Consider the following 18,325-nt stretch of genomic DNA (forward strand, 5'->3'; position numbering starts at 1 on the left):
GGAGCGACACACGAGGTTCGAACTCGTGACCTCAACCTTGGCAAGGTTGCGCTCTACCAACTGAGCTAGTGTCGCATCAACAACGTTTCCGCTGTTTAGGGCTGCGAATTATAAGAGCATTTTTTTGTGATGCAAGTCCTTCCTTCAAAAAAACTTTATTTTTTTACTGAACGACGAAAAAGCAATCAAAAGCGATATAAATTACAACAATTTGGATCGCAACCTTAACAGTTAAATCTTGAAAATAGTACCTCGATAGTACTTAAGTTCTGCGATGGACTCACGAATGTCGTCCAAGGCCAAATGTGTTCCCTGTTTTGTGAACCCATTTAGCACCTCAGGTTGCCAGCGACGTGCTAGTTCTTTAAGAGTACTAACGTCAACATATCGGTAATGGAAGAACTCTTCCAACTCAGGCATATGCTTGTATAAAAAGCGACGATCCTGCCCAATGCTGTTACCACATATTGGCGACGCCCCTTTTGGCACCCATTTTTCTAAAAATTCAATGGTTTGTGCGACTGCGTCTTGTTCTGAGATTTGACTGTTTCGAACGCGCTCCACCAAACCGCTTGCCGTATGCGTATTAGTACACCAGTCGTCCATTTTCGCCAGTTCTTCTTCCGGCTGATGAATCGCTAACACTGGACCTTCAGCCAAAATATTTAGTTCGCTATCCGTGACAATAGAAGCAATTTCGATGATTTTGTGCGTTTCAGGATCAAGCCCTGTCATCTCTAAATCAACCCAAATTAGGTTTTGATCGCTAAAGGACATGGTTACGCCGCCTATTTGTTTATCGATAAAAGAGGTACTATACCTCAAAATACGAGAAACACGATACTCATACACGGAGCCAAGAGTACGGCTCAACCATTTGAGTAAATTCACATAAAGTACAGAATTGTGGCAAAGAAGAAAAAGTTAACCAAAGGTCAGGTGCGACGCGTACGTAGCAACCAACAAAAGCGTTTGAAGAAGCAAGAAGATTCCATCCAGTGGGATGAAAACATGCTAGGCGCCAGCAAGCAAGGTCTCGTGATCACTCGTTTTGGTCAGCACGCGGACATTGAAGACCTTGAAACAGGCGAAATTCAACGCTGTAACCTCCGCCGTGGTATTGAGTCTCTAGTATCTGGCGATCGTGTTTTATGGCGCGAAGGATTGGAGTCTATGGCGGGCATCTCTGGTGTTGTTGAAGCGGTAGAACCTCGCTCTTCAGTGCTCACTCGTCCAGATTATTACGATGGCCTAAAACCCGTTGCAGCCAATATTGATCAAATGGTCATTGTCTCTTCGGTATTACCAGAGCTATCGCTAAATATTATTGACCGCTATCTCGTTGCATCAGAAACACTGAATATTGCGCCATTGTTGGTCTTAAATAAAGTCGACCTTCTAGAAGCCGATGATCGTGCAATGTATGAAGAATGGCTCAAAGAATATGAACGCATTGGCTATAAAGTGCTTCTGGTCAGCAAGAAGTCTGGAGAAGGCATTGCTGAACTAGAAACCCTGCTGCGTGACCGAATTAATATCTTTGTTGGTCAATCAGGCGTAGGGAAATCCAGCTTAGTCAACGCGTTAATGCCGGAACTAGAGAGCGAAGTGGAAGAAGGCGAAGTCTCTGAGAACTCTGGCTTGGGCCAACACACCACGACGGCTGCACGTTTATACCACATTCCAACGGGTGGCGATTTGATCGACTCACCTGGAGTACGTGAATTTGGTCTTTGGCATTTGGAAGCAGAAGAAGTAACAAAAGCATTCGTTGAATTTCGACCATATTTAGGCGGTTGCAAGTTCCGAGATTGTAAACACAATGATGACCCAGGCTGCCTTCTACGCGAAGCTGTCGAGAACGGGGAAATTAACGAAACTCGCTTTGAAAACTATCATCGCATTTTGGAAAGCATGGTTGAAAACAAAGCAAATCGTCAGTATTCACGTAATAAAAAAGCCGATCTGTAATTGAGTTAAGGCTGTAACTGTGTAAAAAGTCTTCACCTAATACTGACAAGCAAATTAAATTTCAGTAACATCACGCGCCCTAAAGCGCGAATCTAACAGAAGTATCGGAATTAAAGATGGACAAGTTTAAAGTTGGACTGCAGTACTGGATCCCACAACACGGCCTCACTCGCCTAATGGGTAAACTGGCTTCAGCAAAAGCTGGCGGTCTAACAACAGCAGTTATTCGTTGGTTTATCAAACAATACAATGTGAATATGGATGAGGCAAAGCACTCAGATCCTAAGCATTTTAAAACGTTCAACGAGTTTTTCGTTCGTGAGCTAAAAGAAGGCGCACGCCCAATTTCTGAAGGCGAAAACGTCATCACTCATCCAGCCGACGCTTGTGTTAGCCAGTTTGGCCCTATTGAAGATGGTCAACTTATCCAAGCAAAAGGTCATCACTTCTCAGCACAAGAATTGCTGGGCGGTGACGCGAATTTAGCTGACGAATTTAAAGATGGTTCTTTTGCGACATTGTACCTATCTCCGCGCGATTACCACCGTGTACACATGCCATGTGACGGCACTCTGCGCCAAATGATTTACGTACCAGGTGACCTGTTCTCAGTAAACCCTCTGACAGCAGAAAACGTACCAAACCTATTTGCACGTAACGAGCGTGTGGTGTGTATCTTCGATACTGAGTTTGGTCCAATGGCACAGGTGCTTGTTGGTGCGACAATTGTTGGTAGCATTGAGCAAGTATGGGCTGGCACGATCACTCCGCCTCGTGGAAACACTGTCTACAAATGGGATTACCCAGCAGAGGGTGACAAGGCCGTGATCTTGAAAAAAGGCGAAGAGATGGGCCGCTTCAAACTGGGTTCTACTGTTATTAACCTGTTTGCCAAAGACGCGATTGAGTTTGACGCAAGCATGGAAAACGGTAAGCCAACCGTTATGGGCACACCTTACGCCTTAAAAAATTAAGTAAAACACCGTTAAGAGCCCTTTATTCAGGGCTCTTTTTATTGATAAAAAGCAAAACTCCGTTCGAAATTTAGCCTCTATTTCTCAAACTCATACCTGCCTCTAAGACCCTCATTCCACAATCAATTATCCTGCGCTTAGAATGAATATTTAGAGGGGCAGCCAATGCCAAAGATGAGTGTAAACACGTTGGCGAAATTGCTGGTGTGCTTTTTAATTCCGCTCGGTGTTTTGATGATGCCGATCGATGCTATTCCTATTGACGATCTCACTTTAATTCAGCATCGCCTGTTAGCTATTTTTCTTCTTGCTGCCCTACTTTGGGTTCTCGAGCCGGTTCCCGTTTTTGCTACGTCCATTCTTATTATCGCTCTTGAACTGATCATGATATCGGATAAAGGTTTGCATCTATTTCGCAATACACCAGCGGGGCATGATTTAGGAGAGTTAATTGCTTACACCGATATTTTCTCGGCCTTCTCTTCACCGATCATTATTCTTTTTATGGGTGGTTTTGCTCTCGCGATTGCGGCTTCCAAATACGAGCTCGACAACAACCTCGCCCGAGTTCTATTAAAACCATTCGGCACCCAACCTAAGTTCATCATGCTGGGCTTGATGTTAATTACCGCCGTTTTTTCAATGTTTATGTCCAATACTGCCACGACCGTGATGATGCTAGCCCTGCTTGGCCCCATCGTCGCTTCAGCACCTAAAGGGGATTTAGGCATTAAAGCACTGGTGTTGTGTATTCCAATTGCAGCGAATACAGGCGGCATTGCGACTCCGATAGGCACGCCACCTAATGCGATAGCGCTTCAATATCTCACTGGAGAAAACGCGATAGACTTCCTATCGTGGATGACAATGGGTCTACCCTTTGTGTTGGTACAACTCACTGTAGCTTGGTTCTTGTTGCAAAAGCTGTTTCCGTCTAGCGAACCAGAAATGAAACTAAAGCTAGATGGTACATTCAAAAAGAGCTGGCGTGCGATCGTCGTCTACATCACTTTTGCACTAACCATTTTGCTTTGGATGACAACGAAAGTGCATGGCATGAATACATATGTTGTCGCGATTATCCCACTAGCAGTGTTCACGTTAACGGGCATTATGGGAAAAGAAGAGCTCAAGCTGATTAACTGGGATGTTTTATGGCTGGTTGCCGGTGGTATAGCAATTGGTATTGCCTTAGACAAAACGGGCTTAGCCGAAGCATTAGCGCACGCCATTGATTACAGCCTGCTATCACCATTTGCCGTTGTTTTAGCCCTATCAGTAGTGTGTTGGTTAATGGCGAACTTTATGTCTAATACCGCAACGGCAAACTTATTGATGCCTATTGCTGCCGCTATTGGTACATCCATGCCAAGCCTTATTGCGGTTGGTGGCCTACAAGGTTTACTGGTTGTCGTCGCCTTCTCCGCATCACTTGGCATGATCTTACCGGTTTCCACACCACCAAACTCTTTGGCTTATTCAACAGGCCTCATCGAGAGCAAAGACATGGCGAAAGTGGGGCTGATTCTTGGTTTGATTGGTCTACTTATCGTGTATGGCGCAGTTTTGGTACTGTTTTAATCGAAGAGCTCCATGAAAAAGCGTGTTGTCATGGAGCTGCTCTCCAGCTACTGCCCTTACAGAGCGGCTTTTACATCCCATAAATTTCGTGCATATTAAGACTCCTCTACTCTACAAGGACGTCGACACATCATGGGTTACGAATGGCTTGCTTTATGCGCCGCTTTTCTGTGGGCAGTTTCTAGCCTAATTTCGGTCATTCCTGCACAACACCTAGGCGCATTTTCTTACAGCCGCTGGCGTATGGGCTGCACAGCCGTGATCTTATCAACAATGGCCTGGATAACTGGCGGCTGGTTAACGGTTTCTTGGGAACATGTAACGCCAATGATGGCCTCAGGACTGATTGGTATTTTTATTGGCGATACCGCTCTATTCGCGTGTTTGAATCGTATGGGGCCAAGACAAGCCGGGTTACTCTTCTCTTGCCACGCCGTGTTCTCTGCCATCTTGGGCTACTTCTTATTTAGCGAAGTCATGACCACAATAGAACTACTGGGCGCATCATTGGTATTTAGCGGCGTGGTGATGGCGATATTCTTTGGCCGAAGAGGTCAAGTGAATAACGTCTTGGAAGACATTAAAGGTAACATCTGGGTGGGTATTGGACTTGGCTTAACCGCAGCAATGTGCCAAGCATTGGGCGGCATCATCGCCAAGCCAGTAATGCAAACCAGTATTGACCCAGTTGCGGCTTCTGCTATTCGAATGATCAGTGCCTTTTTCGCCCACAGCATGTTGTTAATTCTAGGAGTCAAAGTCGCTCGCTCGACGCAACACATTACTTGGCGCATATTTGGTATTACTGCCCTTAATGGTTTCTTGGCGATGGCCGTCGGCATGACGCTAATCTTATACGCACTGCAAGAAGGAAATGTAGGTATGGTTGCACTTCTATCTTCAACCACGCCAATTATGTTGCTACCACTGCTCTGGATTTACACTAAACGCCGACCAAACCGATTTGCATGGTTGGGCGCAGCCCTAGCTGTGATTGGTGCGGGCATTTTGGTTCAGTAACCTTACAGACCAGCCCTTATTGCCAGATACAAAAAAGCCCGAGTTTAAACTCGGGCTTTTGTCATTCGGAGCCGTTAGTTAATTATTTATTTAACTAATACTTCACCCGTCATTTCTGCTGGGATTTCTAGACCAGCTAGAGAAAGCATGGTTGGTGCAAGGTCAGACAGTTTACCGCCTTCTTTGAATTCAACCGCTTTGTCACCTACATAGATTAGAGGCACTGGTAGGTTAGTGTGAGCAGTGTGGATGCCGCCAGTTTCAGGGTCGATCATCATTTCTGCGTTACCGTGGTCCGCAGTGATCAATAGTTGACCGCCAACTTCTTTGATTGCTTCAACCACTTTACCCACGCTTTCATCTAGAGCTTCGATTGCTTTCTCAGCCGCTTCATAAACGCCAGTGTGACCAACCATATCTGCGTTCGGGTAGTTACAGATGATGGTATCGAACTTACCTGATTTGATAGCCGCAACCATCTTCTCTGTTAGTTCTGGAGAGCTCATTTCAGGCTGCATGTCGTACGTTGCAACTTTTGGAGAAGCAACCAACTGACGCTCTTCGCCTTCGAATTCGTTCTCAACACCACCGTTGAAGAAGAAAGTCACGTGTGCGTATTTCTCTGTTTCAGAGATACGTAGCTGAGTTTGACCTTGTTTAGATAGCCACTCACCGTAAGTGTTTTCTAGAGACGCAGGTGGGAATGCGATAGCTAGAGGGATATCAGCCGCGTATTGAGTCAGCATCACAAAGTTGATTGCTGGGAATACTGCACGCTCAAAGCCGTCAAACGCAGGAACGAATGCACGAGTGATTTGACGTGCACGGTCAGCACGGTAGTTCATGAAGATAACCGCATCACCATCTTGCATGATTGCGTCTTCTTGACCTTCCGCTTTGATAGTTGTTGCTTTAACGAATTCGTCGTTTTCTTCACGAGCGTAAGCCGCTTCTAGACCTGCAACTGCCGTTTCTGCTGTGAACTCAGCTTTAGCTTGAGTTAGAAGATCGTAAGCAACTTGGACGCGATCCCAGTTGTTGTCACGGTCCATTGCGTAGTAACGACCTACTAGAGAAGCAACGCGGCCTTTACCTAGTTTCGCAAATAGGTCTTGGAAACGTTGTAGTGAGTTTTCAGCACTACGTGGTGGTGTGTCACGGCCGTCTAGGAAGCAGTGTAGGTAGATTTTCTCTGCGCCACGCGCCGCTGCCATTTCAACTGCAGCGTAAATGTGGTCTTCGTGAGAGTGAACACCGCCTGGAGACATCAGGCCCATGATGTGTACTGCTTTTTCAGCTTTCACTGCAGAGTCGATAGCTTCAACTAGCGCAGGCGTTTGTTCGAACTCACCATCCGCAATTGATTTAGTGATACGAGTCAGGTCTTGGTATACAACGCGGCCTGCACCAATGTTAGTGTGACCAACTTCAGAGTTACCCATTTGACCATCAGGAAGGCCAACATCCATGCCTGAAGCAGAGATTAATGTGTGTGGGTTATTCGCAATCAGAGCATCCATTACTGGTGTTTTCGCATTCGCAATTGCGTTACTTGCTGTGTCTTCACGGTAACCGTAACCGTCAAGGATAACTAGAGCCAGTGGCTTCTTAGCTGACATAGTGATGACCTCATCAAATTTAAGTAACTTTTGGCGTAGGGCCTCGCTGCCCTATCTAACCTTGAAACAAAACTAGCGTAATTTTACTACACTTTTTAACCAAAACTGTAGGTTAAGATCAAATAATGTTTGCGATTTATTGTTGCTATCTTACAAGTTAAGCGAACAACGAGTCAGTGCCGACAATCGTGTTCCACAAGCATAGTCATTTCTAATACGCTTTGTACACCCCAGTCTAAGTTCGGTTTTCTTACGCTTCTCATTCTTATTTTTGCACTTGAAACAGCGCTAATTTAAAGCAACATCAAACAAGATGGGTTAATACCTATTGTTCTCTTTTCTCAGTAAAACAGAAGTCACTTAAACCGATAAGTCCAATAGGCCAAAGCAATCAAGCTACCAGAGCGAAATGTACGGATAGTAAGGGCATAACGGGTTTATAGAGATCTCAATTATTCGTTAGAAAATTTTAACCCTCTCGCCTAAGAGCCGTAACCTCGCTATACTCCTGCTTTATTTTTCCGCCAACAGCGTAAGAGCTCAAGACATGCAAGAGTACATTGAATTTTTCCAACAGAACATGATTCTATCTTTGGTTTGGGTAGGTCTTCTTGTCGCCTTTATCATGAACATCGTGAAATCAGCGACAGCCGCATACAAAGAAATCAACGTAAACCAACTGACTCATCTTATGAACCGTGAAAACGGCGTTGTAGTGGATATCCGTACCAAAGACGAGTTCAAAAAAGGTCATATCACCGACTCACTTCACATTTTACCGTCAGACATCAAAGCGGGTAACTTGGGTAGCCTTGAAAACCACAAATCAGACCCAATCATTGTTGTATGTAAGACAGGACAGACCGCTCAAGAAAGCGCAAACCTACTAGTAAAAGCTGGCTTCGAAAACGTGAGCCTACTAAAAAATGGTTTGATTGCGTGGAACGAAGCGAACCTGCCGTTAGTTCGCGGTAAGAAGTAGGAACGTGGCAAGAACGAAAGTTCGCGTTTAAACGCGCTTTTACCAAGCCTCGCGGACAAAAAACTGAGCAAATTGAAAGCAGTTGGAGCACTAAGTTGTGACGCTTTGCACGTAATACACGCTTCATCTAGTCAAGGTAGATTGGCTCAGTTAGTCTCAGGACATACCAGTTTTCTGAGCTTAGACGTTTCTAGGCTCAACAAATATTGATTTAAGGATTAAAAAATGGCTGAAGCAGCACCTCAAGACGCACAACAAAACTTCGCAATTCAACGCATCTTCCTAAAAGACGTTTCTTTTGAAGCGCCGAACTCTCCAGTAATTTTCCAGAAAGAGTGGAACCCAGACGTTAAACTAGACCTAGACACTCAAAGCCGTGAGCTTGGTGAAGGCGTTTACGAAGTTGTTCTACGCCTAACCGTTACTGTGAAGAACGAAGAAGAGACTGCGTTCCTATGTGAAGTTCAACAAGGTGGTATCTTCACTGCTGAACAAATGGAAGCTGGTCAACTTGCACATTGCCTAGGCGCATTCTGCCCGAACATCCTATTCCCATACGCTCGTGAAACTATCTCAAGCCTAGTCGTTAAAGGTACGTTCCCTCAACTGAACCTAGCGCCAGTAAACTTTGACGCGCTATTCATGAACTACCTACAACAGCAAGCTCAACAAGGCGAAGCTGAAGCGTAATTCACGTTTTATAAGTGACGAATAGCCACAGTGCTGACGTCACCGACTCAAATAAAATGCACAGAGCGTCTACCATTCGATGCAATGTGCATTTTTTATTTCTGACAAAAGTTCCTAGTTCCTAATCGCCAGAAGGCGTAAAATTTGACGATTAGGAACTAGATTCTACTAGTAGCAAGACAATTAGGCGGTAGCATGACACAAGCAAATACAAACAATGCTTACGGTAAAGACATCGCAATGACTGTGATTGGCGCAGGCTCATACGGCACCTCTTTGGCGATCTCACTCGCTCGTAACGGCGCGAACGTTGTCCTTTGGGGACACGAGCCAGAGCACATGGCTCGCCTAGAAGCAGACCGAGCTAACCATGCCTTCTTACCAGGTGTTGATTTCCCTGAAAGCTTGATCATTGAATCGGATTTAGAAAAAGCCGTTCAAGCAAGCCGAGATTTGTTGGTTGTGGTTCCAAGCCATGTCTTTGGCATCGTGCTAAACAGCTGTAAACCATTCTTGCGCGAAGACTCTCGCATCTGTTGGGCAACCAAAGGGCTTGAACCTGAAACGGGACGCCTGCTGAAAGACGTCGCTTATGACATTATCGGTGAAAACTACTCACTAGCAGTATTGTCTGGCCCAACGTTTGCGAAAGAGCTAGCAATGGGTATGCCGACTGCAATCTCAGTTGCGTCTCCAGATTCTGAATTTGTTGCGGATCTACAAGAAAAAATCCACTGTAGCAAAACCTTCCGCGTATATGCCAATAGTGACTTTATTGGTATGCAATTGGGCGGCGCTGTGAAAAACGTTATTGCGATTGGTGCGGGTATGTCTGATGGTATCGGTTTTGGCGCCAACGCCCGTACTGCATTAATTACTCGTGGCTTGGCTGAAATGAGTCGCCTTGGTGCTGCGCTAGGTGCACAGCCAGAAACCTTTATGGGCATGGCGGGTTTAGGCGATCTTGTCCTGACATGTACCGATAACCAATCACGTAACCGACGCTTTGGCTTGGCATTAGGCCAAGGTAAAGACGTTGATACGGCTCAAGAAGAAATTGGCCAAGTGGTTGAGGGTTACCGCAATACAAAAGAAGTATGGCTACTTTCTCAACGTATGGGTGTTGAGATGCCGATAGTTGATCAAATTTATCAAGTATTGTATCAAGGAAAAGATGCGCGCTTAGCAGCGCAAGATTTACTTGCTCGTGACAAAAAAGCCGAAGGAAAGTAGCAATCTACCGCCCTTTGCAGCTCATCTGAGAAAAATTGAAGTTGTCGGGTCACGGAAGAACCACTCTGGATATTGAGAATGAAACACTGCGAAAAACAAAAAGTCTGGAACAAAATTGTCTCAGAAGCCCGTGAAATGTCAGAACAAGAGCCTATGCTGGCGAGCTTCTATCATGCCACCATTATCAAGCATGAAAGTTTGTGTGCCGCTCTGAGTTATATTCTGGCTAACAAATTGAACACCGCTTCCATGCCAGCGATGGCTGTGCGTGAAGTGGTTGAAGAAGCCTTTGCGGCTGATCCAACCATCACTGACGGCGCGGCTTGTGATATTTGTGCCACGGTCAATCGCGACCCTGCTGTTTCAATGTACTCAATGCCATTGCTGTACCTAAAAGGCTATCACGCACTGCAAGGCTACCGAGTAGCAAACTGGCTGTGGAAGCAAGGTCGTCACGCTCTTGCGACTTACCTACAAAATCAGATTTCGGTAGCATGTCAGGTCGATATCCACCCTGCAGCGCGCATTGGTAGTGGTATCATGCTCGACCATGCAACAGGCATCGTGATTGGTGAAACTGCCGTGGTCGAAAACGACGTGTCTATACTGCAAGATGTCACCCTTGGTGGTACTGGTAAAGAATGCGGTGATCGTCACCCGAAAATTCGCGAGGGTGTGATGATCGGAGCTGGTGCAAAGATTCTTGGCAATATCGAAGTCGGTGAAGGCGCGAAAATCGGATCTTGCTCTGTGGTATTGCAAGCCGTGCCTCCTCACACAACGGTGGCTGGCGTGCCTGCAAAAATCGTCGGACGTCCAAAAACGGACAAACCCTCTCTCGATATGGATCAAGGCTTTAACGGCAAGTCGCAAAGCTTTATCCATGGAGATGGTATTTAATCGTCAACAAACCTTTTTGACAACAACGTGGTAGGTAACTCTCAAGTGCGAAAACAAAATCACCCTGTTCTACGCTCGGCTATTTTATTAACTTGTGCTTTATCTGCCACTTATCCCATTACCTCCTCTGCTGTGAGTCAGCAAGAGCTCAAAGGCGTATCCAGTGAGATAAGCCGTCAGCGCAAATCGCTCTCTTCCCAAGAAAAGCAGCTCAATGAGTTACAGAAATCACTAAAAGATCAAGAGCTTGGTATTTCTAAGCTTGAGCGTGAAATACGACAAACCAAGTCTAACCTCGCACAAGCAGACAAAAACATAGAAAACCTGGAAGAGAAAATTGCCTTGCAAGAAGCACAGCGTCAAGAGCAAGAAGAAGAACTCAAACAGCTGCTGCAAACGTATTACGTAACCGAGCGAGCGAAGGCCAATGGTCACTTGTTAAATCAAGGTGTGGAAGAAGACCGCATGAGCCAATACTTCCAGCATTTAGCTAAAGCACGTGCTGAAGTGATTGATGCGATCACCAAAATAACCCAAGAATTAGCGCACAACAAAAACCAGCTCGAGCTAGAAAAAGAGCAAATCGAGACTCTGCTCAAGCAGCAATCCGAAAAACGTACAGCGCTAGCGAGTACACAATCCAAGCGTAAGCAAACCCTGAATAAAATTCAGAGCAGTATCAAGAATGACAAACGCTACTTAGCCGAGCTGCAACGCAACGAAACCCGTTTAAAAGCAGAGATCGCCAAAGCAGCGAAGCGTAATGCGGTGCCAATGGACGGACTCGGCAAACAGCGCGGTAAGTTGCCTTGGCCACTCAAAGGCAGTGTGTTACACAACTTTGGTACGCGACAAACTGGGCAGGTAAACTGGAAGGGTATGGTGTTGTCTGCCAACTATGGTCAACAAGTGAAAGCCGTTTATCCTGGTACTGTCGTATTTGCTGAGTATCTGCGCGGATACGGTTTAGTGGTACTGCTCGACCACGGCAAAGGTGACATGACCCTCTATGGTTACAACCAAGCCTTAACTAAAAAAGAAGGCGACCGAGTCACCGCCGGCGAAGTGATTGCTCTCGCGGGTGATACAGGTGGTCAAGACAGGCCATCGCTGTACTTTGAAATTCGTCGTAATAGTGAAGCGCAGAATCCGAAATCTTGGTTAAAACGCTGATTATCTGACTCATAGACTTATAATAAAAAAGGAGCCACTCGGCTCCTTTTTTGTATTCATATTTTGGCAAATGCTATGCGTAGTAGGTTTCTACCGCATCAATAAAAGCATTCACATCATCTTTGCTTAACGCGTTGATTCCTGCCGCCGCCTCTCGCCCCCCACCTGTCGGGAACTGACCACACACGGCAACGGCACCTTGTTTATTGTTTAACGGGGCACGGAGTGAAACCGTATAAGTCCCATCTGAATTTTCAGTAAGTACCGCATGCGCAGAGTCAGGGGTTTGGTTTGCTAGCCAGTTGCCATAAACACCACTGATTCGGCGTGATGCCGCCGTGTTTGGTAACTCAAACAACTTCAGCTTACCGCTCTCATGCATGGCAGGCACTGCGAGAGCCACCTCCATGTCTTGTTGGTAAGCCGATTGCAATTGGTAGTATGGCGAGGCCGTATCTTCAATAGCTTCAAATGGTGACGTGTACTTCAGCAAAGCTCGGTACAACTCCGCAGGGTGAAAGTGTAAATCTTCAACTTTCGATCCGTAGCCGTTGTAGTTAATTAAAGTACCCAGCTCTTTTAGCTGCTCTTTCTGTTGCTGCGACAAGCCCGCGTTATTCGCTAACTCATCGGCTTTAGCAATCATGTTATCGCCATAAGCCGCCGTAATCGCCCAGTCATGAAAACGCCCATCAAGAAACTTATCGACAATCAACGCCGTGCACATGTTGGCATCGAGATCGATGTGCGCATCCAAATTACCATGCTGAGGAATGTCGCCCGCTTTGTGATGATCGGCGTAAAAGACGTGCGCGCCTTGAGCCAAAGCTTGCTCTAGACCTGCCATGTTCTTTTCCATCGAAATGTCTAACACAGTCAGCTCATCACCCGCTTGTACGTCTACTTTTTCCACCAGTTTGATGTCGCGCTTTACACCAGTTATTAACTGGGCATCGACAGGATCAGCCAAACGTAATTGCAGAAGAGCAATGATGCCATCAGCATCACCATTAAAAATGTCGTAATTCATGGGGCGATAGTTCCTTTATCGAGAATCTTATCCCTGCAAGGGTTTTTAGCGTATGGGACTATTGTGCGTGGCATATTTGACAAGTCAACTCGAGCCACGACTCGAAAATGAGAGTGACTCTCGAAATATTAAGCAGTTTGACGTTTAACTGTGTAGATTGCTAACCGCATCTTCTAATAACAGTAGCTGCTCTAAGCCCTGTTCAGTTGCTAATGGCTTAACGACATTAAGCATCTGCAACATCCCTTGCTTCACCATTTGCTCGGTAATGTTGGTTTTCGAAGCCATCGCGGATTGATACGCCAACCAACTACACGCAATCAAGTGCAATGTACATACCAATGACTTCAACTGTTGTTGATCGACATTCAACAGCTTCATCGTTACGAACTCTTGCATAATAGCAATGAGGTTCGCTTGCAGCTTCTCTTGCACATCGATGTACTGTTCGTGTAGCTGTTCATCTCGTGACAAGATTTCTGGTAAGTTTGCGTAGAAAAAGCGGTATTTCCACATCAAGGTAAAAATAGAGTCTAGGTAGCTCTTCAGCATTGTCAGGCTCTCTTGCGAACCTTGAATAGGGGTAAATCTTTCTAAAAGTTCTGCTGAATAAAGCGCAAAGATCTCACGAACGATTTCTTGCTTATTGCGGAAGTGGTAATACAGATTACCAGGGCTAATTTCGATGTGATCGGCAATGTGATTGGTGGTGATGTTGCGCTCACCATGTTGGTTGAACAACTCCAGTGCCGCGTAGACGATTTTGTCGCGCGTTTTCATTGTTATCGTGTTCCCTCTTCATTAACGAATCGAGTATAGCGACTTCACCAACCTAGGTCGATAGAGGCTCCAAATACGGTAACATAACAGACCAGTTAAGATGCCAGTTGAGTTGGCGACAAGGTCTAACCAAGAAGTTTGTCGCCCTACATACCCTTGCAACCACTCAATAACGGCGCTGAATAGCAAAATACTAATCGCCACCGCCCAACGTTGACGCCAACGCCACACACAAAAACAACCTAAAAACGCAAAGCCGCTGTACGCCATAGCGTGCTGCATTTTGTCGAGATACGCGATATTGCCCCAGTCTTGCAGTTCACCTGAACTCAGAGATAAAAAAGCGATCAATATGGCGTAGCTAAAGATAACGAAACGTGCAGCCGTCAGGTTCATTGGACGTCCTTATGCAATTGGAAATGGAAAGGCCGTCACTTGATCAATGTGGTCACAGCCTAGCGCCAGCATGATCAAACGATCGATACCCAACGCGACCCCTGCACAATCTGGCAACCCTGCTTCCAGTGCAGAGATCAGATGATAATCGATCGGCTGTGGTTTTAAACCCATTTCGATACGCTTTGCGTTATCTTGTTCAAAGCGCGCTAATTGCTCTTTCGGGTTATCCAGTTCATGAAATCCGTTCGCCAGCTCTATCCCCTTAAAGTACACTTCAAAACGATCCGCGACGCGATGATCTTGAGGATTGATTTTCGCAAGCGCCGCCTGTGATGCAGGGAAATCGAACACAAAAGCCGGCACGTCCTGACCAATTTTGTTTTCTACTCCCACGCTAAATAGTAGTTGCAGCAGCGTATCGCGATCTTCTTCTGGCTCAGCAATGTCACTCAAACCCAGCTTGCTTGCCGCCGCTTTCAGCTCAGTCATCGAGCCTTCCAGTGGACACATACCCAACACATCAATGAAGGCTTGCTGATACGTCATGCGCTGCGCTGCGCCACACTTCAATACCAGCTGCAACAGGTCATCCATTTCATCCATCAATTTATGATGGTCAAAGCCAACGCGATACCACTCCAACATCGTGAATTCAGGGTTGTGGTAGCGACCATTCTCTTCATTACGAAATGCTTTGTTGATTTGATAAATACAACCGCTGCCCGCAGCCAAAAGGCGCTTCATATGGAACTCTGGGCTGGTCATAAAAAACAGCTTACTACCATCGGCATAGCCTGGGCCAACAAACTCGGTTTGGAAAGTATGCAAATGAATGTCAGTCACGGTTGCGTGACTCATGGCTGGCGTATCGACTTCCATCACCTGTCGGTCAGCGAAGAATTGTCGAATCGACGCGATTAACGTCGCACGTTGACGAAGTTGGTCAATGGAAGCAGTAGGTTGCCAGTTGGTTTGCATAACAAGTCTCTCAAACTTTAATTCAGCGAGGAAAGTCTCATTCTACATGCTTTTTACTCTTCAAGAAGAGAGGAATATCCCTTCTTCTTTTTACTAATGTGCTCGCAAATTTGAGGCAAGCATTACTCGTGCCGCAGAACAAAAAACACTCAGTTAAAATCCTATTATCCATGCGGTTAATGTCGCGCAACACAGGTTTAACATCCTTAATGTTAATGCTTGAGGGCCAAAACCTCGATGCCGTGATAGCAGTCACATAACCTATAAATTCTATGCCCTTAAGTGCATTACCGAAGCAAAAACCCAATTACATCAATTTTTCTGCCATGTGGCTCATCTACACTAACCCTACTACTTTTGGGGAGTTCTTTTTAAAGAGCGCCTCGTAATGACAATAACAAGCGGATTTCCGCAATCACACACTGGAGGATAACTGTGCAAATTATCACCACAGATATCGCAGTCATCGGCGCAGGCGGCGCTGGTCTTCGTACTGCTATTGCAGCGGCTGAAGCAAACCCAGACTTAGAAGTCGCTCTGATTTCTAAAGTTTATCCAATGCGCTCCCACACGGTCGCTGCAGAGGGTGGCTCAGCAGCAGTTATCAAGGATGAAGATAGCTTAGACAACCACTTCAACGACACTGTTGGCGGTGGTGACTGGCTATGTGAACAGGATGTTGTTGAATACTTTGTAGAGAACGCGACTCGCGAAATGATCCAAATGGAGCAATGGGGTTGCCCATGGAGTCGTAAAGAGAACGGTGAAGTCAACGTACGCCGCTTTGGTGGTATGAAGGTTGAACGTACTTGGTTCGCTGCAGACAAAACTGGCTTCCACATGCTTCATACGCTATTCCAGACATCAATGAAGTACAGCAACATCAAACGTTTTGATGAGTACTTTGTGGTGGATCTGCTTGTTGATGAAGGCGAAGTTCAAGGTCTGATTGCTATTCACATGTCTGAAGGCGAGCTTGTTACTATCAAAGCAAAATCTGTTGTTCTAGCAACAGGTGGCGCGGGCCGTGTTTACCACTGTAACACCAACGGCGGTATCGTAACGGGCGATGGTATGGCAATGGCTTACCGTCACGGCGTTCCTCTACGTGATATGGAATTCGTTCAATACCACCCAACCGGTCTTCCTGGTACAGGTATCCTGATGACGGAAGGTTGTCGTGGTGAAGGCGGTATCATCGTTAACAAGAATGGCTACCGTTACCTACAAGATTACGGTATGGGCCCTGAAACTCCAGTTGGCCAACCGAAGAACAAATACATGGAACTGGGTCCTCGTGACAAAGTTTCTCAAGCTTTCTGGCACGAACAACAGAAAGGCAACACCATCAAACACCCACTGGGTGACGTGGTGCACCTAGACCTTCGCCACCTTGGTGAAGAGTACCTACAAGAACGTCTACCGTTCATCTGTGAGCTAGCAAAAGCTTATGTAAACGTGGACCCTGCAAAAGAGCCAATTCCAATTCGTCCAACCGTTCACTACACCATGGGTGGTATTGAAACGGACGGCGGTTGTGAAACTCGCATTAAAGGCCTATTCGCGGTGGGTGAATGTGCGTCTGTTGGTCTTCACGGTGCAAACCGTCTAGGGTCTAACTCACTGGCTGAGTTCGTGGTATTTGGCCGCGTAGCGGGTGAAAATGCAGTGAAACGCGCTGCAGAATTCAAAGGTTGGAACGACGCGGCAATTGACACGCAAGTCAAAGCCGTTGAAGAGCGCATCGCGAAACTGATGAACCAAGAAGGCGACGAAAACTGGGCAGAAATACGCACAGAAATGGGCCACACCATGGAAGCTGGCTGTGGTATCTACCGCCAAGAAGATTTGATGCAAGCGACTATCGACAAAATCACTGAGTTGAAAGAACGCTACAAACGCATCAGCATCAAAGACAAAGGTAAAGTGTTCAACACAGACCTTCTATACGCAATCGAAGTGGGTTACGGCCTAGAAGTCGCAGAAGCGATGGTTCACTCTGCGATTCTACGTAAAGAATCGCGCGGCGCGCACCAGCGTCTAGACGACGGTTGTACAGAACGTGATGACGTGAACTTCCTAAAACACTCACTTGCTTTCTACAAGCCAGAGTCAGCACCAAGTATCGATTACAGCAATGTGACCATCACTAAGTCACAACCAAAAGCTCGTCTATACGGTGAAGCAGCAGAAAAAGCAGCGGCTGAAGAGAAGAACGCAGAGGAGCAAGCATAATGTCAGCAAATCGCATTCAAAAAGTAGACATCCTGCGTTACGACCCAGAAAAAGATGCAGAACCATACAAGCAAACATTCGAAGTCCCATTCGATGAAACCATGTCTGTACTTGACGCACTTGGTTACATCAAAGACCACCTAGACAAAGATCTGTCTTACCGTTGGTCTTGCCGTATGGCGATCTGTGGTTCTTGCGGCATCATGGTGAACAACGTACCGAAACTTGCTTGTAAGAGCTTCCTACGTGACTACCCAGACGGTGTGACTATCGAACCTCTAGCGAACTTCCCAATCGAGAAAGACTTGATTGTTGATATGACGCCATTCATCGAGCGCCTAGAAGCAATCAAACCATACATCATTGGTAACGATCGTAAACCAGAAGACGGTACGAACTTGCAAACGCCAGAACAGATGGCGAAATACAAGCAGTTCGCTGGCTGTATCAACTGTGGTCTGTGCTATGCCGCATGTCCTCAGTTTGGTCTTAACCCAGAGTTCATCGGTCCTGCTGCACTAACGCTAGCCCACCGCTACAACCTAGACAGCCGTGACAACGGTAAAGATGAGCGCATGAAGCTTATCAACGGTGAAAACGGTGCTTGGGGTTGTACGTTTGTTGGTTACTGTTCTGAAGTTTGTCCGAAGAACGTTGACCCAGCAGCGGCAGTAAACCAAGGCAAAGTGGAGTCTTCTATGGACTTCGTGATTGCTATGTTGAAACCTGATGGTTCACCAAAGAAAGTGGAGGCATAAGG

17 protein-coding genes and 1 tRNA gene are annotated in these 18,325 nt (G+C 46.2%); 11 read left to right on the plus strand and 7 right to left on the minus strand.

All coding sequences use genetic code 11. The annotated features are described in order from the left end of the window. Positions 1-2: 2 nt before the first annotated feature. Positions 3-75, minus strand: a tRNA-Gly gene (locus R7O13_RS21600). 156 nt (positions 76-231) lie between these two features. Beyond that, positions 232-777, minus strand: a complete 546-nt coding sequence (gene orn / locus R7O13_RS21605) for an oligoribonuclease (RefSeq protein ID WP_017635574.1) — start codon at positions 775-777, stop codon at positions 232-234. Between the two features lie 129 nt (positions 778-906). Between orn and rsgA the strand changes: the two genes are divergently transcribed. The 4 genes from rsgA to R7O13_RS21625 all read left to right on the plus strand — a co-directional run bounded on the left by rsgA (position 907) and on the right by R7O13_RS21625 (position 5,546). After that, positions 907-1,971 carry a small ribosomal subunit biogenesis GTPase RsgA gene (gene rsgA, locus R7O13_RS21610; protein WP_005386419.1) on the plus strand — a complete coding sequence of 355 codons (1,065 nt, stop codon included), beginning with the start codon at positions 907-909 and terminating at the stop codon, positions 1,969-1,971. A 116-nt stretch (positions 1,972-2,087) separates the two neighbouring features. Further along, positions 2,088-2,945 carry an archaetidylserine decarboxylase gene (asd, locus tag R7O13_RS21615; RefSeq protein WP_033907177.1) on the plus strand — a complete coding sequence of 286 codons (858 nt, stop codon included), beginning with the start codon at positions 2,088-2,090 and terminating at the stop codon, positions 2,943-2,945. A gap of 165 nt (positions 2,946-3,110) precedes the next feature. Continuing rightward, on the plus strand, positions 3,111-4,526 hold the full coding sequence (locus tag R7O13_RS21620; RefSeq protein WP_213970971.1) for an SLC13 family permease: 1,416 nt from the start codon (positions 3,111-3,113) through the stop codon (positions 4,524-4,526). Positions 4,527-4,658: 132 nt separating this feature from the next. Beyond that, entirely contained in the window at positions 4,659-5,546 is an 888-nt protein-coding gene (locus tag R7O13_RS21625; protein WP_005386417.1) for a DMT family transporter, read from the plus strand. Positions 5,547-5,632: 86 nt separating this feature from the next. Here the strand turns inward: R7O13_RS21625 and gpmM are convergent, their stop codons facing one another. Then, positions 5,633-7,165, minus strand: coding sequence for a 2,3-bisphosphoglycerate-independent phosphoglycerate mutase (gpmM, locus tag R7O13_RS21630; RefSeq protein ID WP_318304685.1), 1,533 nt, complete (start codon positions 7,163-7,165; stop codon positions 5,633-5,635). Between the two features lie 547 nt (positions 7,166-7,712). On the opposite strand from gpmM, the gene R7O13_RS21635 reads away from it, so the two are divergent. The 5 genes from R7O13_RS21635 (at position 7,713) to R7O13_RS21655 (ending at position 12,143) form a co-directional block, all read left to right on the plus strand. Beyond that, positions 7,713-8,147 carry a rhodanese-like domain-containing protein gene (locus tag R7O13_RS21635; RefSeq protein ID WP_005386415.1) on the plus strand — a complete coding sequence of 145 codons (435 nt, stop codon included), beginning with the start codon at positions 7,713-7,715 and terminating at the stop codon, positions 8,145-8,147. Positions 8,148-8,372: 225 nt separating this feature from the next. Next, positions 8,373-8,837, plus strand: coding sequence for a protein-export chaperone SecB (secB, locus tag R7O13_RS21640; protein WP_005386410.1), 465 nt, complete (start codon positions 8,373-8,375; stop codon positions 8,835-8,837). 195 nt (positions 8,838-9,032) lie between these two features. Continuing rightward, the gene (gpsA, locus tag R7O13_RS21645) at positions 9,033-10,070 is read left to right on the plus strand and encodes an NAD(P)H-dependent glycerol-3-phosphate dehydrogenase (RefSeq protein ID WP_005381474.1); all 1,038 of its coding nucleotides are present in this window, start codon (positions 9,033-9,035) and stop codon (positions 10,068-10,070) included. A gap of 78 nt (positions 10,071-10,148) precedes the next feature. Then, on the plus strand, positions 10,149-10,970 hold the full coding sequence (gene cysE / locus R7O13_RS21650) for a serine O-acetyltransferase (protein ID WP_005381475.1): 822 nt from the start codon (positions 10,149-10,151) through the stop codon (positions 10,968-10,970). A 27-nt stretch (positions 10,971-10,997) separates the two neighbouring features. Next, positions 10,998-12,143, plus strand: coding sequence for a murein hydrolase activator EnvC family protein (locus R7O13_RS21655; RefSeq protein ID WP_005381476.1), 1,146 nt, complete (start codon positions 10,998-11,000; stop codon positions 12,141-12,143). Positions 12,144-12,216: 73 nt separating this feature from the next. Here the strand turns inward: R7O13_RS21655 and R7O13_RS21660 are convergent, their stop codons facing one another. From R7O13_RS21660 to epmA, 4 genes are all read right to left on the minus strand, one after another. After that, positions 12,217-13,173 (minus strand): DHH family phosphoesterase, encoded by a 957-nt coding sequence (locus R7O13_RS21660; RefSeq protein WP_213894196.1) that lies wholly within the window; start codon positions 13,171-13,173, stop codon positions 12,217-12,219. 144 nt (positions 13,174-13,317) lie between these two features. Then, positions 13,318-13,953: a TetR/AcrR family transcriptional regulator gene (locus R7O13_RS21665; protein WP_005381480.1), complete on the minus strand. Its 636-nt coding sequence runs from the start codon at positions 13,951-13,953 to the stop codon at positions 13,318-13,320. A gap of 21 nt (positions 13,954-13,974) precedes the next feature. After that, entirely contained in the window at positions 13,975-14,349 is a 375-nt protein-coding gene (locus R7O13_RS21670) for a VanZ family protein (RefSeq protein WP_017635567.1), read from the minus strand. A gap of 9 nt (positions 14,350-14,358) precedes the next feature. Next, positions 14,359-15,330: an elongation factor P--(R)-beta-lysine ligase gene (gene epmA, locus R7O13_RS21675; RefSeq protein WP_318304687.1), complete on the minus strand. Its 972-nt coding sequence runs from the start codon at positions 15,328-15,330 to the stop codon at positions 14,359-14,361. 435 nt (positions 15,331-15,765) lie between these two features. On the opposite strand from epmA, the gene frdA reads away from it, so the two are divergent. Beyond that, positions 15,766-17,565 carry a fumarate reductase (quinol) flavoprotein subunit gene (gene frdA / locus R7O13_RS21680; protein WP_054575300.1) on the plus strand — a complete coding sequence of 600 codons (1,800 nt, stop codon included), beginning with the start codon at positions 15,766-15,768 and terminating at the stop codon, positions 17,563-17,565. After that, positions 17,565-18,323 carry a succinate dehydrogenase/fumarate reductase iron-sulfur subunit gene (locus tag R7O13_RS21685; RefSeq protein WP_005381489.1) on the plus strand — a complete coding sequence of 253 codons (759 nt, stop codon included), beginning with the start codon at positions 17,565-17,567 and terminating at the stop codon, positions 18,321-18,323. The genes frdA and R7O13_RS21685 overlap by 1 nt, the downstream gene beginning before the upstream one ends. Positions 18,324-18,325 lie beyond the last annotated feature (2 nt).

The organism is Vibrio sp. Y176, assembly GCF_033438945.1.